General features: G+C 24.7%; 13 protein-coding genes, 1 tRNA gene and 1 rRNA gene. 6 read left to right on the top strand and 9 right to left on the bottom strand.

Annotated features, from left to right (window positions below; translation table 11 throughout):
• Nucleotides 1-715: 715 nt before the first annotated feature.
• From MSCUN_RS03350 to MSCUN_RS08195, 3 genes are all read right to left on the bottom strand, one after another.
• Nucleotides 716-1,135, bottom strand: coding sequence for a cupin domain-containing protein (locus MSCUN_RS03350; RefSeq protein WP_095608605.1), 420 nt, complete (start codon nucleotides 1,133-1,135; stop codon nucleotides 716-718).
• A 263-nt stretch (nucleotides 1,136-1,398) separates the two neighbouring features.
• Nucleotides 1,399-2,439: a TaqI-like C-terminal specificity domain-containing protein gene (locus MSCUN_RS03355; protein WP_095608606.1), complete on the bottom strand. Its 1,041-nt coding sequence runs from the start codon at nucleotides 2,437-2,439 to the stop codon at nucleotides 1,399-1,401.
• Nucleotides 2,412-2,597, bottom strand: a complete 186-nt coding sequence (locus MSCUN_RS08195; protein WP_146192108.1) for a cupin domain-containing protein — start codon at nucleotides 2,595-2,597, stop codon at nucleotides 2,412-2,414. Before MSCUN_RS08195 ends, MSCUN_RS03355 begins: the two co-directional genes overlap by 28 nt.
• Before the next feature lie 509 nt (nucleotides 2,598-3,106).
• Between MSCUN_RS08195 and MSCUN_RS03365 the strand changes: the two genes are divergently transcribed.
• From MSCUN_RS03365 to MSCUN_RS03380, 4 genes are all read left to right on the top strand, one after another.
• Nucleotides 3,107-3,316, top strand: a complete 210-nt coding sequence (locus MSCUN_RS03365) for a hypothetical protein (RefSeq protein ID WP_095608608.1) — start codon at nucleotides 3,107-3,109, stop codon at nucleotides 3,314-3,316.
• 643 nt (nucleotides 3,317-3,959) lie between these two features.
• Nucleotides 3,960-7,784, top strand: coding sequence for a hypothetical protein (locus MSCUN_RS03370; protein ID WP_095608609.1), 3,825 nt, complete (start codon nucleotides 3,960-3,962; stop codon nucleotides 7,782-7,784).
• 99 nt (nucleotides 7,785-7,883) lie between these two features.
• Nucleotides 7,884-8,567 carry a hypothetical protein gene (locus tag MSCUN_RS03375; RefSeq protein WP_095608610.1) on the top strand — a complete coding sequence of 228 codons (684 nt, stop codon included), beginning with the start codon at nucleotides 7,884-7,886 and terminating at the stop codon, nucleotides 8,565-8,567.
• 168 nt (nucleotides 8,568-8,735) lie between these two features.
• Nucleotides 8,736-9,275 (top strand): hypothetical protein, encoded by a 540-nt coding sequence (locus tag MSCUN_RS03380; RefSeq protein WP_095608611.1) that lies wholly within the window; start codon nucleotides 8,736-8,738, stop codon nucleotides 9,273-9,275.
• A gap of 395 nt (nucleotides 9,276-9,670) precedes the next feature.
• On the opposite strand, the gene MSCUN_RS03385 is transcribed toward MSCUN_RS03380, so the two are convergent.
• Nucleotides 9,671-12,406, bottom strand: a complete 2,736-nt coding sequence (locus tag MSCUN_RS03385; protein ID WP_170104023.1) for an Ig-like domain-containing protein — start codon at nucleotides 12,404-12,406, stop codon at nucleotides 9,671-9,673.
• 344 nt (nucleotides 12,407-12,750) lie between these two features.
• On the opposite strand from MSCUN_RS03385, the gene MSCUN_RS03395 reads away from it, so the two are divergent.
• Nucleotides 12,751-13,293, top strand: coding sequence for a DUF308 domain-containing protein (locus MSCUN_RS03395; RefSeq protein WP_095608614.1), 543 nt, complete (start codon nucleotides 12,751-12,753; stop codon nucleotides 13,291-13,293).
• Between the two features lie 120 nt (nucleotides 13,294-13,413).
• Here MSCUN_RS03395 and MSCUN_RS03400 read toward each other — a convergent pair whose 3' ends face one another.
• Nucleotides 13,414-13,728, bottom strand: coding sequence for a hypothetical protein (locus MSCUN_RS03400; protein ID WP_095608615.1), 315 nt, complete (start codon nucleotides 13,726-13,728; stop codon nucleotides 13,414-13,416).
• Nucleotides 13,729-13,851: 123 nt separating this feature from the next.
• On the opposite strand from MSCUN_RS03400, the gene MSCUN_RS03405 reads away from it, so the two are divergent.
• Nucleotides 13,852-14,232: a hypothetical protein gene (locus tag MSCUN_RS03405; protein ID WP_095608616.1), complete on the top strand. Its 381-nt coding sequence runs from the start codon at nucleotides 13,852-13,854 to the stop codon at nucleotides 14,230-14,232.
• A gap of 304 nt (nucleotides 14,233-14,536) precedes the next feature.
• On the opposite strand, the gene MSCUN_RS03410 is transcribed toward MSCUN_RS03405, so the two are convergent.
• From MSCUN_RS03410 to rrf, 4 genes are all read right to left on the bottom strand, one after another.
• Nucleotides 14,537-14,609, bottom strand: a tRNA-Asn gene (locus tag MSCUN_RS03410).
• A gap of 578 nt (nucleotides 14,610-15,187) precedes the next feature.
• The gene (locus MSCUN_RS03415) at nucleotides 15,188-15,715 is read right to left on the bottom strand and encodes a hypothetical protein (RefSeq protein WP_143744861.1); all 528 of its coding nucleotides are present in this window, start codon (nucleotides 15,713-15,715) and stop codon (nucleotides 15,188-15,190) included.
• Nucleotides 15,716-16,157: 442 nt separating this feature from the next.
• A complete protein-coding gene (locus tag MSCUN_RS03420; RefSeq protein WP_095608618.1) occupies nucleotides 16,158-16,820 on the bottom strand; it encodes a queuosine precursor transporter in 663 nt (220 codons plus the stop codon).
• A 294-nt stretch (nucleotides 16,821-17,114) separates the two neighbouring features.
• Nucleotides 17,115-17,232, bottom strand: a 5S ribosomal RNA gene (rrf, locus tag MSCUN_RS03425); the annotation flags it as partial.

The raw sequence follows: 17,232 nt of genomic DNA on the forward strand, positions 1-17,232 counted from the left end.
ATACATATATGTTTTATTTTTATTGTATATATATGTAATTTATTTATTAAGATTTAGTTTAATTGATTAAAGTTAATTTAATTTTATTAAATATTTTACTGTATTTTTATTGGTATTTTATTGTTTTGTTTAGTTTTTCTTTTCATGTTTTGTATATTTTTTATACTTTTATAATCATACCACTATTTAACTATACATTGTATATGTAAAACACGTTTAAAACTATAAATAAAACTACTAACATACTATAAAATATGAAAAGTACAACAATAAAAGTACTTAATTTATAAAAAGTGTGTGATTTAAAATGAAAACAAAAACAATATTTATACGAAAAATGATGATGAAATACATATACTAAAAATAGAAAAATTAAAAAAAAGGAAGGGGATGCTAGCTGATGATGAAAATTAAACCTGTATTTATTAAAAAAATGATGATAAAATACATATACTAAATTAATATTTTTTTTTATTTATACATGACCACCCAAAACTTTAACTAAAAAAAAGAAACTATTTTTTTTTAAACAATTTATAATTTTTAATATAAAATTCTAAACACAAAATCCAGATTTACCGCATTTTTAATCTTACAAACTAAACAATTTATAACATTCACACGAAAATTCTATAAAAAAAAGTAAAAAAAAGGAGGGGGGGGGGGAATCTAGAAAAATTCTCTTTTTATTATTGTTAGATAAAACTCCCCAATTTTATTTGAGTTTAGCATATTCTTCAGGATCTACAGCTTCACACCATTCATTTGATACATCAACTCCTGGAACTGCTATTGCAATATGTGAAAACCATGAATCTTTTTTTGCTCCATGCCAATGTTTTACATTTGGTGGAATACTTACACAATCTCCAGGTTTAAGACTTAAAGCAGGTTTTCCTTCTTCTTGATACCATCCTTCACCATCAACACATAATAAAACTTGACCTCCACCACTTTTAGCATGATGAATATGCCAATTATTTATACATCCTGGTTCAAATGTTACATTTGATACAGCTAAATCTACCTTATCCATATCTGTTAATTGTTTTAAATATGATTTTCCTGTAAAATATTGTGCGTAATCTACGTTATCTTCTCCTAAGCCAAAGTCTCCGCCATGTTTATCTGTCATTTATATCACCTTTTAGATTTCTTTATTTATTATATAATTTAATTATCTTATTATATAAACTAGATATAATTTTAGTTATTATTTAATATATAATGAAAAAAAAAGATTTAAAAATTAAAAAAAAGAAGATGGAGGTTAAAACAAATAAATGGAGGTTAAATTTAAAAACATTTTTTTTAGTATTATCATCATTATTTTTTAGAAATTTTCATTTAGGGTGTTTATATAAAAAATTTTTTTTTAATTAAAGAGTTCATATCATTTCATTCTACATGAGGAGTGATTAAATTTGTATTTGCTTTTATGTTAAGTTCTGCTAAGTAATCTTTAATGAGTTTTATTTCAGGTTCTTGTAATTCATATAATTCATATACTAATTCATTAAGAATATTTTCATCTTTTTGAATCTGCCGAATTACATCCATATCAAGGTTTTCATCAAGCTTTTCATATCCTTTAATAATCTTCTGTTTCTGGTTAACTAATTTTTCTGCTATTTTTTTATTCGGATTCCTTATTGGTATATGTTCTATATATTTTTTATTAAATCTAAGACCACGATTATTAATATGTTCTATAGAATTTTGTAATATATAATTAATTAACTCAGATGAAAGTATAGCATCAATAACTTTAAGCATTTTATCATCATCACATGTGATCATAAAACATGAATCAAGTAAGTAATACTGATTTGTATCAAATACACTCATTAAATGATGTGCAATTGTAGGATAAACAATTTTAGACTTTTCAAAATCCTTATAAAAAAGACCAGTAGATTGAATTTCATACCAATTATATTTTCTATGAGAACGTCCCTTTTGTCTTTTATTACGTGTGTTTTTAGATTTAGGCTGTAAATTCTTCTTATATTTAGATAGATATTTCTCAATCACAGGATATTCACTAATATTAATACCATGTCTTGTAAAGATAAGATAATTATTACTGAAATTAATTCTATGATCTTTAATATCAGATCCATGAAGAACTGGCTTAATAATCTCAGCATTCTTTGGATCATCATGAATTAACTGATTTTTAGTATCCTCATCAATAACAAATGCCTTATTATATCCTGTTACAATTCCCCGATTTATATGAATAATATCCATATTTTTAAGAAGTTGAGATTGAGTTTTTATTTTCATAATAAGATTTTTATGATTAAAATTTTCCCAATTTTCAGAAGTTAACAGTTTTTCTTGGTGTTTTATATCACTACGTAGTGAATGAAGCATTACATTTCTAAATACTTTTTGTGAAGTATTATCTACTGTTGGTTGTTCTTGCACATCCATGGTGGTGGGTCATGAATTATATCTAAAGATAATGGTTCAAGTACTACACCAAACCTATGAGCTTTTAAAATACGTTTTTTCTCATCTAATGTAAGTTTATACTCACCATCAACTAAATACATAATATCTTCAGATGTATTTTTAGTATTTCTATACATCCTTAGATAATAATTAAACAAAAACTGGCAAGTATTAATAAGAAAAACCTTATTTTTAAACTCAGGAGTACTAATAATTCTCATTACCCTAGATTTTTGATCTTTATCTAACATAATCAAAAATTGCCTCTCTATTAAAATTTTTTTTAAATATTATAAAATAAACTTTTATACCACTACTAAATATTCCTATTAAATGGATCTTTTTTAAAATTTATTTTAATAACTAATTTAATATATATAAAAACTAATATATAATACTTAAAAAAAACAAAAAACCACAAAAAATAACTACAAATACAAAAAAAACCATCCCCCTCATAAAAAATACACCAAAAAAAAGTTATACAATAAAATAAAACAAAAAAAATCTTAAAAATACAAAAATTTAACTAAAAAATCCCCATATTAATACATACAAGCAATATAAAAGAAAAAAAATATAACTCAACAAAAAAATAAAGTAAATATAAATAAAAAAAAAACATTACAGGAGAAAAATAAGTAAAATGAAAAATAAAATACTTATAACAACACTAATCATAACACTCCTACTAACCACAATAAGTGCAGCATCAGACAACGAAGAACACCAAGTAGAACCCATAAACTTCACATTCGAATACCAAGATCAAAACACAAGCACATACCTTGGAGATGAAGGACTAAGCATGATATACTTCCAAGATAAAAACACAAAACAAAAATACTCTTTTTAATCACATTAATAACACTACTACTAACACTCACAAGCATAAATGCAACAGACAACACAACAGTAGAAAATACACAAAATCATGTAAATAGAAAATCACAATGAAATAACAAAAAATACAACCACACCACAACTAAGTGATAAAAAAGATGAAATAAAACAAAAAAGTAATAAAAAAGAAATAAAACAAACACATGAAAAAATACAACAAAACACCACAACAACACCTAATTCAACAAAAACACTACAAACAAACAGAGATAATAAAACAGTAAAACAAGATTCAATTGAAAGAAGTGTAAGAAGTTACTATCAATTATATAATACAATATCAGATATAAAAAATTCAAATTACCCATATTATTATGATACACTAACAATTAATCTGTATAAAGGAGACTATAATGTTACAAATACATTATATTGGGGTAATTCAAGAAATAATGTTAAAACATTAATAATTAATGGAAATGATAATATTCTAGATGCACGTTATCATAATTTTATTACTGTAGAAAGTGGATATAAACTTGAATTACATAATTTTAAAATTCAAAGAGCATATGCTGATAAAGGTTCTGTAATATATAATAAAGGAACAGTTAACATATACACTTCCAGATTTCAAAATAATCGTGTTGAAACTAGTGGATCTGCAATTTATTAAGGGAACTGTAAATATATATGATTCTATTTTTATAAACAGCTCTGCATATGGAAATGGTGGAGTAATATATAATGATAATGGAAATCTTAAAATAAAAAATGGTTCTTTTACAAATAACCATGCATATGATAATGGTGGAGTAATCTACAATAATAATGGAAAATTAAATATAACAAATTCCTACTTCTCATTTAATACAGCAACACGTGGAGGAGCAATTTACACAACAGGTTTAACTAATATTACAAGTACCACCATGAAAAATAATCAAGCAAATAATAGTAATGGTGGAGCAATATACAATGATAAAAAAACAACCACCATAACAAACTCTAAACTACTTTCTAATAAAGCAAACAATGGAGGAGCAATATACAACAATAAACCTGCAACATTAAATATTTACACATCACAATTTAATCAAAATACAGCAGATAATAATGGTGGAGTAACTACAAATTATGGAACATTATACATTAAATCCTCAAATTTCAATAACAACACAGCAACCAGAGGAGGAGTAAACTACAATTACAACAAAACCACAATCATCAAATCAACACTACAAACAAACAAAGCAACATTAAATGGTGGAGTAATATATAATGATAAAGGAACAATTCAAATAACAGACTCCACACTACAACAAAACCAGGCAAAAAGAGCAGCAAGCCTATATAACAACCAAGGAACATTCACAATTAATAGTGCAAAATTCACAGACAACAAAGCAAATAATAATGCAGATGACATAATCAACTATAAAGACAACTGTTATCTAATTAACAACCAATTCAAACAAGAAAAATACAATAACACAAACATCATCCTCACAACCAAACAAATAAAAGGACAAAACAACACCATCCAACTAACAAAAACAAACAAAATAGAAACATGTAAAATAACAACAATAAAATCACCAATAAAAGACCAATCACAAAAAAACACTAAAATATCATTCTATGACGGATCATACTTCATAAACTCAACACCAATAGATAATAATGGAATAGTACAAACAAAATATCAATTCACAACAACAGGAACAAAAATACTAAACATAAAATATAATCAATACAATGTTACAATAAAACAAGAAGTTATACTTCCACCAATACTAGAATATAATATATATAATAATACACAACTTATCAATGCTATAAACCAAATTAAAAAACAACCAATAAATAAACATGCAATTATCAACATAAAAAGTCCTTTTAAAATAAACCAAACCCTAACATGGGGAAATTCAAAAATAAAAACATTAAAAATATATGGAAATGACAAACTACTAGATGGATCAAACAAAACACAATTCATCAAAGTAGAAAAAGGACATACTCTTGATTTATATAACTTTAAAATACGATATGCAAATAGTCAACGAGGAGCAGTAATATACAACAAAGGAACAACAAACATATATGACTCCATATTCCTAAATAACACGGCAACAATAAATGGAGGAGTAATATATAATGATCAAGCAAACCTCAAAGTACTAAATTGTTCACTTTCAAATAACAATGCACAAAATGGTGGAATAATCTACAACAACAAAGGAACAGTAAACATAACAAAATCATACATATCATATAACAAAGCAACACAAGCAGCAGTAAACTATAATACAGGAGAACTTAACATAACAAGCACAACAATAAAAAACAACCAAGCAAACAGTAATGGAGGAGTAAATTACAACAATGGAAATATTATAATAAAATCATCAGACATCTACAATAACAAAGCAACCAATGGAGCTATAAACTACAATAATAAAAAAATAAACATAATAAAATCCACACTAAAAAACAACCAAGTAACCAGAAATGGAGCTGTAAACTATAACAATAAAGGAACATTAACTATTGATGATTCTACACTCACAAAAAACATGGCAAAAAATAATGGTGGAATAAACTACAATGACAAAGGAACAATAACAATATACAACTCCAATCTAGAATCAAGTGAAGCAATTAATGGAGGAGCAAACTATAATAACAATGGAACACTTACAATTGAAAATTCAAAAATAAATAGAAATAAAGCAACACGTGGAGGAGCAAACTATAATACTGGAAAACTCTACATTGAAACTTCAAATATGAATTATAATAATGCTACAATAAATGGTGGATCAAACTACAATAATATAAAATCAATAATTGAAATTACAAATTCAAATATTGAATCTAATTATGCAAGTAATGGTGGAGTAAATTATAATAGTAAAGATGCAACAATTAAAATATCTGACTCATCATTATACTATAACAGAGCAAAAAATGGTGGAGTAAATGTAAATTATGGTGATATTTTAATAGAATATTCTTATTTATATGATAATAATGCACAACAAAAAGGTGGAGTAAATTATAACTTTAAAACAATTAATATAACAAAATCCACAGCATATTATAGTAATGCTGGTGATAATGGTGGAGTAAATTATAATGATAAAGGAAAAATTATAATTTATAACTCAACACTAAGTTCAAATGAAGCAAAAAATAATGGTGGAGTAAACTATAATAATAAAGGAAATATTATAATTAACAATTCAACACTAAATTCAAATGAAGCAATACGTGGAGGATGTAATTATAATACAGGAGATATGAAAATTACATATACTCTTTTCCAATATAATAATGCAACTAATGGTGGAGTAAACTATAATGATAAAGGAAATATTAATTGCTATGATATAAATTCATTTAAAAATACCGCAATAAGAGCAGCTGATACATATAATAACAAAGGAAGTTTGGTTGTAAAATATTCATTATATGAATACAACACTGCTAAAAATGATGGAATTATCCTTATAAATTATGGTGGTAATGTCAGATTAGACTTTAATGAATTCTATCAAGATTATAATAATGAAGTTTTAGTACTTACAGATAAAGCAATAGATGGATCTGATAATGAATTCCAACTTGATGCTAAAAATAGTGTAGAAGAACTTAAAACTGTAAACTACAAATCACCTGTCAAAGATTTACACATATCAACACGTAATGGATTCTACTTCCATGTTGATGGAGTAGTATATAATAATGAAATTAAACTAGTAAATCATAGAATTGAAGCAAATCACCAGTACACAGAACCTGGTGAAAGAATCAGAGCAATATTCTATACTGAATATTCCTTCTATACTGCTAAAATATACCAAAAAGTAACACCACGCCCTATTCAAACAACATATGATGTATATAGTTTTAATGACTTTACCAATGCATTATCTAAAATAAAAAAGATAAATGAAAATAAAGAATGTACTATTAACATTTATAGTAATTTTAAAATTACTAAACTTTCACTATGGGCTGATGCTAACAAAGTACGAAACTTAACTATTAATGGAAATAACCATATTATTGATGGTCAAAACAAGTATAAATTTATGAGCATAAAACCAGGGTATCGTTTAGATGTAAATGATATTATAATACAAAATTGTAACTCAGCTTCATATGATTATACTGAAAATAATGGTGGAGTATTTTCAAATAAAGGTAAATTAAACCTTGAAAATACTGAATTAAAAAATAGTAAAGCAAATGTTGGTGGAGCAGTTTATAATAGTGGAACTATGGTTATTGAAAAATCAAAATTCACTAATAATAATGCACTTATTGGTGGAGCTATTGATAATGAAAATAGTATATATGTATATAATACAGTATTTTCTAAAAATGTCGGAGAAAACAGTGGAGGAGCTATAATTACTGAGACAAGTAATGGTTATTCATGTTTAGAGCATTGTACATTTAAAGAAAACTGAGCATCAAATGGTGCTGCAACAGCCATATTTGATGGTGGACTTCAAACTTCAAAATATTCCACATATTTAAATAATAAAGGTGAATATCGAGGAGGAGCTATGTATGTTCTTAGATCTTCATTATATGTTCAAGATTCAACCTTTACAAATAACAAACTTGATCTACTTAAAGGAGCAGAATCAATTGGAGGAGCAATATGTGTTGAAAATGAGAATTCAGATGATAATTATGTGAATATCATATCTTCTAAATTTACAAATAATTATGCAGAATTTGGAGGAGCAGTATATATTGCAAATTGTTCAGAAGGAGAAATTAACAACTCCATATTTAATTCAAATAAAGCAGATGATGGATCTGCAATATATAGTGGAGATTCTGTATTAAATATGAGTAAATGTAACTTTACTAAAAATAATGCAACACAACATACAACAGTATGTAATATGGAGAGTAATACACATATAACATCATGTAACTTCAATCAAAACCATGGAGTACTTTCATCAGGAGTATTTAATAGTGAAGATGGAAGAGCATATATTTACTATTCCAATTTTACATATAATACGAATGATTTATATGGTACAATTTATAATTATGGACATATAGATGTAGATAGTTGTAACTTTACTGATAATACACAACAAGGTGATTCAACAATCTGTAATATGGATGATGGAGATGGATATGTATGGTATTGTAACTTCAGAGGTCCTTATGAATCAATTGGAAATTATGGTTATTATACTCTTAACAGAAAAGGAAATGAATTTTATTAGATAAAAATTTTATATAACTTCCTTTATTTATTTTAATCTCCCTTTTTTCTATTTTTTTTAATTTCTTGTTTTTTTTTTAGTTTTATTGTTTGCTAATTATGGCTATGTTTATATATTTTTATTTTTAGATTGTTGTTTATATAAAAAATATAGGAGGGAGATTGTAGCATGGAAATTTCTGATTATAGACGTAAAAAAATTAGTAGTATTTTGATGATTGTAGTGGGTATTATTTTACTGCTTTGTCCTGGCTTTTTTTTAGCTGTTGGATTTGTTCTTGGTGCTATTGTTTTAATTCTGGCTGCTATTTTATTAATTTTTGGAATCAGTCAGTGTCTTGTTTCACCTATAACGGGTGTTATTAGTATTATTGTAGCAATTCTTGGATTTATCTTTGGTTGGGCATTGTTCTTTAGTCCAGTATTAGTTGTTACTATCTTTAGTATTTTGGTTTATCTTATTGGTATTATCTTTATACTTGTTGGTATTGCTAATATGTTTACTTCTGCTTTCTTTGCACCATTTAGTTTACTTGGTATTGTAGGTATTTTATTTGGTATTGCATTTATTATTGCAGGTATATTTATTGGTAATCCTTATGTGATTGCTGCTATTATTGGTATTTGGCTGATTATTTCAGGTGTTCTTTCACTTCAGTCTGATAGGAATGAAACTTATATTGATGTAAATGCTTATGGTCAAAAATAGATACTAGAGGAAAAAATTATAAAAAAAATTATTTTTATTTTTTTTTTGGAGAAGAGGAGTTAGGAAAGTTAAAATTTTTTTTTTAATTTCTTTTTTCTTTTTTTTACTATTTTTTTATATTCTTTTTGGAGTATTAAATATATTATAAATATTGTATTAGAATAATACTGTTAATTTAAAATTAAAGTTCTTAAATTAAACATTAAGATATGCTCTAAATATCTAATTTAATAAAAGAGATCTTTTAAATAATCCTTATTTTTTTCAAGTAAATTTATATTTAGAGAATTTAATATTAAAAAAAAGAAAATAAGGTAGATTAAAATTATTTAACTAATTACAGTTTTTTTATCTACATTATTTTTTACCCTTTAACTAAAGAATAAAATTTTTTTTTATTCTATTTCCCTTAAAATTTTAGCATTTGGGGAAATTATTTTAAGTGTTGTTGTGTATTGTTTTTGGTTGTAGTTTGCTGTTTGTCCAATTATTATTAGTAATTGGTATTCTGGATTTTTAAATGTATCTATTGGTAGTGTTAAGTTGATTTTTCCATTTGTTATGTTTGTTTTTATGAAGGTTTTTCCATTAATTTTTATGCATATTGGTGTTTTTCCTTCTATTGGATTTGCGTTTGTATCATTTACTTGGATATTTAGTGTTGTATTTTCTCCTTGTTTAGTTGTTATTTCTGGTATTGTTGTGTTTTGTATGTCTATTTTCTGGATTGTGAAGTTTTTTGTTGTTTGTTGTCTATTATAAAATGGACTATTATATACACATGTTATATTATATTTTCCTCCACCTATTGTGTTTGGTAGTGTGTAGTTTAGTGTTGCTATTCCATTTACTACATTTACTTTTATTTCTTGTCCTTGTGTATCTTTTAGTGTTTTTCCATTTATTTTAAAGATTACAAATCCACCATTTACTAATTTTTTATCTTCTTTTACTGTTACATCTACATATAGTTGTTCTTTTACTGTTGGTGTATTTGTGTTTATTGTAATGTTAGAGTTTCTATTTTCAATTATTAAATTTTGTGTTATTATTCCCTGGTTGTAGTAGTTATTTTCTCCTATTTTTATTAATATTGGATATTTTTTTGCCCTGAAATCATCTGTTTTAAGTGTTATGTTTAGTATTTCATTTTCTACTTTTGTATGAAATTGTGTTGCATTATTAATTTTTACTACTGATAATATACTTCCTTGAAGTTTATTTCCTATTGTATCATTTAAAGTTAGAATGATATGGTGGTTTGTTTGAGTTTTTATTGTTTTGTTTGTTAGTGTTATGTTTTGTATGTCTCTTTTGTTTATTGTTAGTTGTTGGATTATTTCACCTGGTGTGTAAATCTCACTTTCTGGTATTTCTATTGCTATTTTGTATTTTCCTGATTTTAGTGTATCTGTTGGTATTGTTACATTTAATAATCCTTCATTTATTTTTGTTGTTATTATTTTTATGTTATCTATTTTGATTTTAGCTGTTATTTCTCCTTTTAGTGGATTATTTTGTGTATCATTTATGTTTATTGTTAGTGTTTTGTTTGTTAGTGTTTTTATTGTTTCAGATGGTAGTGTTGTATTTTGTATATTTCCTTGTATAGTGTATTTTAAATTTATTTGGTTTGTTTGCATGTTAGGATATTTTACTAATACTATTTGATTTCCTGGATTGTTAAATTGTTTTTCTATTTGAATTATATTTTCATTATTTTTATTAGTATTATATGTTTGATTTTCAATGATAAATTGAACTGTACTTGTAGTATTTAGTTGAGTATCTGAAATTGGGGATGTAATAGTTATATTAGAAGTAACATTATAAGTTCCATAGTAGTTACTAATTGAAGAATCTATCATGGTAAAATTATCTAAGTTTATAATGGTTATGTTATTATTATCAAAGTTATTTGTAAAGATTGACTTATTTATATTTATACTACCATACTCATTATAGATTGCTGCACCTCCAGATTCTGCCATGTTTTCATTGAAGGTTGAATTTGTTATATTTATAGATTCACCATAGTTATAAATTGCTCCTCCAAAACTTAGCACAGAGTTTTTAGTAAAGTTTGAATTAATTATAGTCATTTGATAAACATTATAATTTACTCCTCCTCTTTCTGCATGATTAGTGTTGAATGTTGAGTTAATTATTTCCATTTTATTATAGTTATTGTAGTTTACTGCTCCCCATTCTGCTGTGTTATTTTTGAAGGTTGAATTGGTTATAGATATGTTTCCTTCATTAAAATTACATCCTCCCATATATTGTGCTTTGTTTTTTATGAAAGTAGAATTTCTTATATTTAGAATTGCATCTTCATGGTTTATGTTTGCTCCTCCATTATAACCTGCAGAATTATTTGTGAAGTTTGATTCTATTACATTCATAAATCCTTTGTTATTTTCATTTACTCCACTATAATTTCCATAGTTATTATTGAAAGTTGAATTTATAATTGATATTGTTCCATTATTATAATTTACTCCTCCTTCATATGCTGTGTTGTTGTTGAAAATTGAGTTAAATATATTCATAGAACCAACGTTTGTATTTACTCCTCCAAATTCTGCATTATTTCTGTTAAATGTTGAGTTAGCTATGTTCATAATTCCATGGTTATAATTTACTCCTCCACATTCTGCATTGTTGTTTTTGAATGTTGAGTTTGTTATTATTGTTCTTCCTTCATTGAAGATTACAGATCCATTTGTTGAGTTACAGTTTTGTATTATCATATTTTCCAGAATTAAGGTATATCCATTTGTTATTGTTATGAATTGTTTCTGGTTTTGTCCATCTATTGTTATATTGTTTGCTTTTATTGTTAGTGTTTTTGTTGTGTGTGTTGTGTTTCCCCAGTTTATTGTTTCTGTTATATTGTAGTTTCCAGGATTTAGTGTTATTATTTCTTCATGGTTTGTTGATGTTGTTTTGATTTCTTCAATTTTGTTATATAGTTGTGTGTAATTGTTTACTGTTGAGTCTTTTTTAGTTATTTTTTTATCTTCATATTTTGTATTAATTTTTTTTTGTATTGTTATTTTTAATTGGATTATTTTGTATAATATCATTAATGTTGTGTATATTTTCTTGTTGGATAGTTGATGTTTCATTTATGTCTGTTGCATTTATTGAAGTTATTGTTATAAGAACTGATATTATTATTAATCCAATTAATAAAAATTTTGAATTTCTTGATTTTATCATTTGATCAAATCCATTAGAAAAAAATAAAATATTTTTTTTCTAAGTTTTATTTCTTATATTAATTTTTTATAGCTATTTTAATTAATAAAAATTATTCTTAGATCTTAGATCTTTTATAAAAAATTAATTTTATCTTCTCTTTTTTTTTCAAATAATGGTTTTTATTATTTATTAATTATAATCATGTTTATATAGTGGTGCTTTTATAATATTGAAATATAAAATAAAAAGTATTAGGAGGGATGTGGCTATGGAGATTTCAGATTATAGACGTAAAGAAATTAGTAGTATTCTAATGATTGTAGTGGGTATTGTTTTACTACTTTGTCCTAGCTTTATTTTAGCTGTTGGATATGTTCTTGGTGCTATTGTTTTAATTCTGGCTGCTATTCTTTTCATTTATGGTATTAGTCAGATTGGATCTTCTCCAGTTACTGGTATTGTTTCGATTCTAGTTTCCATTCTTGGTTTTATCTTTGGATGGGCTTTATTATTTAGTCCAGTTCTGGTAATTACCATATTTAGTGCTATAGTTTATCTTATTGGTATTATCTTTATCATTTTGGGTATTGCTAATATTATTACTTCTGCTTTCTTTGCACCATTTAGTTTACTTGGTTTAGTAGGTATTTTATTTGGTATTGCATTTATTGTTGTAGGTATATTTATTGGTAATGTTTATATTCTTGCAGCTATTTTAGGTATTTGGCTTATTATTGCTGGTGTATTATCTCTTATATCAGATAAAAATGAGACTTATGTTGAAGTTAATGCATATAGACTTGGCAGATAAAAAAAAATTATTTTAGATAAACTTGAAAATTAGAAAAAGAGATTTTTTATTAAATAAAGAATGGAGGGGATTAATTAAAAAAAGGAGTTATTCCTCTCTTTTTTTATTTTTTACTTTTTTTTAGAATACATATTCTATACTATGACTTACACATTCAACTTTATTTCCATGTTCATCTGTTTTTGTTTCACCTTGAAGCATGTTAAAATATTCTTGTTGAAGTGGAGTTAATTCTTTAGTTTCTTCATAACTTATGATATGAGTATGTTTTCGATCTTGCATTACTATATCATATATTTTTTCAAATGCTACGTAGCATATTGAGTATTCTATATCATCTATTATTAGTACTGTGTTTTCAAATAGTATTGCATCAAATAGGTATAATTCTTCTATTGTATTTAGATTTTCTTCATCTTTTTCTATTACACTCATTTTAATTTCTACTCTCCCTTTTTTTATTAAGAATTTTTTTTGTGGATATATTTTTATATATTGTTTTTGATAATTAGATATATTTATAAAAAAAATAAAAAATATGATAGGATTGAATTTAAGATGACATATGGTGATAAAAGTATTGTTGAAATTATAGGTGATGATGAATATCCTTTATGTGAAATGTTTAATAAACTTATTAGTCGGATTGATTCTAAAACATCAAATGTAGTAAAACAAATTAATGATGATGAGATAATATATTCTAATCGTAATATGGAGTTTGCTAAGATAATACCAGAAGAGGATCATGTAAAGGTTATTGTTGAAGTTCCATATGATCGTATTATTGATTTATCAGGTAGATGTAGTGTTGAAAAGTTTGCTGGATATAATGAGACAGATCTTGTATCTTTTAATATTACAAATCAGATGGATATGCAGTATGCTGTAAGTATGTATGATCAGGCATATACTTATGTTAAAAGATTAAAACTTTAGAAAAATTATTTTTTATATTTTGGGAGGGATTATTTTTTTTATGAATGAAGTAAATAAATTAATTAACAAAATAAAAGATAAAGAACTTAAAAAAGAAGAAGATGAACGTAAGAAAAAACAAGAAGAAAACTCTGATGATTAAATAAAAAAAAGAGAGGGAATACTTCTTTCCTCCCCATATTATTATTTAGAAAAAGATTATTTTTTTATATAAAAAAAAAGTTTATTATACCTAGAGTAGGTTGTTATATTTATTAGTAATTATTTAAAAAAAAAGTTAAAAAAAAGAGTTTTAAATAGTTAGCGCCGTCGACAGGACTTGAACCTGTGACCAATCGGTTAACAGCCGAACGCTCTACCTACTGAGCCACGACGGCATCACACTCTATATTATAATATTATTATCATCATATATATACTTTTCGGTTTAAAACAATGAAAATTAACTTTCATTAAAAAAAGGTAGAATTTACAAACATCCATAAAGAAAAAAAAATATCATTAATATATAAACATAAAATAATTAAAATTATTAGAAAAAATTTGTTATTAAAAATAAATATATAGAAATAGGGGTTTAAGTATCCAGTTTATGATCTTACAATCCTTATAAATTGTATTTTAAGATCATTTTTCTTAGAAAGTCTTTTCTTAATATCATAGTTTATTACATCCATTGTAAAAATTATTTTATTCTTATTTTAAAGGTAATATAATTTTACCTGTTCACTAATAATAATATATACTCTATTTTATTTATAGTTTTAAAAGCAAGTATGCTAAACAATGTACAAAAAAAACAAGAAATTATAGAATATAGTCTAAAAATATTAAAAAAAATACAGCTAAATTAATAAAATTACTAATTGATGAAAAATTTATAAAAAAATACATAATATAAAAATTAAAAAATAAAAAAATAAGTAAAAATTAAACAATATCTAATGTAAAAATATTATATCCAAGATTCCATAATAAACTTATAATCAGAATCATTATGAGATATTTTTATTCTATCATTTTCAACATCAACAAGATCACCATTAGGTGTTTTTATAATATATGCTGGTGTTAATCTTGGATCAATATTAAATATCGTATAATCTTTATATCCTTCACGACTTAAAAGATTTATAAATGATTTAAGACGATCTTTATATTTAAAATCTTTTTGAAGTTTACATCCATCCTCATTAACATATTCAACAATTACTTTTTTTCCAATTTCATCTGAAAACTTATTAAACATGCGTTCTTTTTTATATTTATTTGTTTTTGATTTCTGTTTTTTAAGTACCTGTTTTGTGTTTCTAAGTTTATCTGCTATTATATTATACGTATTTTTTAATTTTGTTATGAAATTATGTGTATAATAGGATGTTTTATAAATAATATTTTGTAAATTGATATGATCAAGAATTTTCCATATTACAGATAGAACAAATGATGGTGCTTTAATTGTCTTGTTTTTTCGTATTAACATTGAAAAACCATCAAGAATAAAGATAAAAAATACAATAAATCTAAACATTCCAAGGGTAAATAAGTTTATTATCATAGATAGTATAGACCATTGAAAAATAAATGAAATCAGATATATCCACTTACTCATTTTCATAAAATTAGTATTATTCATACTATTAAAAAATTGATTATTAAAATTATTATCTTTCATAAATAAAACAAAATCCTTCTTATTTATAATAAGAATATTAAATTTTTTATATATTTATACTTAACTATAAAAACAGTAATAAAAAAAAAACTTTAACATTAATAATACAAAATCAACAAATAGAAAATATTTTAACTACTAAAAAACATTATTCCAAAAAAAGGAGATCAAAAATCTATAAAAAAAAATAAAAAAAGAAGTACTAAAAAAATATAATACTCCAAATAGAATATTAAAATTTTAAAAATACTTATGCTACAGTAGTATCATTACTACCTTCAATTGCATCATCACGTTTTGCCCATCTGACAACGCGCATAGTGAAAGGTTCAGCAATTGAAATCCAAATTAAACTTAATACCCAGTGGCTGAAAATCATAATAGCAATTTCCATAACTGGAACTTCACCAATAAATGCAAGTCCAATAAAGATAATATTATCAACAAGTTCACCCATAGCAATAGCAAATAAATTTCTAAGTCCTATATGTGAATCCCCACGATTAACAATAACAGTTAAACGAGCATTTACAAGATTACCAATAAGATAACTAATATATGAAGCTATAAGAATCTTTGGAGTCTGAGTAAATACAAATGCTAAACTACTATCTCCTGTATAATTAGCAGGTGATGGTAAAAATAACAATAAAGTTGTCATAAATACAAATAATACATCAGCTGCAATACCTAAAACTAAAGTTCTACGAGCTGCTCTTTCACCATAAACTTCTGTAATAACATTAGTTAAAACATAAACCAGCGGATAAATTAAAACACCAGCTGGAACCATTAATCCTAAAAAACTAAGATCAATAATCTTTACAGTAATTAAGTTAGCAATAGTAAAAGACATACAGAAAAATACAGTAATCACTAACCTCTTCTCAACAGAAGAAAGATTAAGACTCATAACTAAGTTTCCTCCTATAATTAATTAATTAAAAATGAAATAAAAATTAAATTTCCTCCAAGAAAAATTTTAAATTCATTATCTACTTACTATATATAACAATGTAAATTAATAACAGTTACTATAAAAATAAATTAAAAATTAAAAAAAAGGGAATAAATATTCAAAAAACAATAAAAATAGAAAATATTGCATAAACATAGAGTATATAAAAATAAATTGTTAAAAATTAGTAGAAAATTATTTAGTAAAAAAAAAGTATAGTATTCAAAAATAATATTATTATAATTAAAAGGCCGGCAACTTTCTAACCTTCCCATAAGCTTACCACTTATAGTACCAATTAAAACGTAGGTAGACTTTATTACTGAGATCGAGACGAGATCAGATGTGACCCTACCGCTATGGTCGC

Source organism: Methanosphaera cuniculi, from assembly GCF_003149675.1.
Taxonomy (GTDB): domain Archaea; phylum Methanobacteriota; class Methanobacteria; order Methanobacteriales; family Methanobacteriaceae; genus Methanosphaera; species Methanosphaera cuniculi.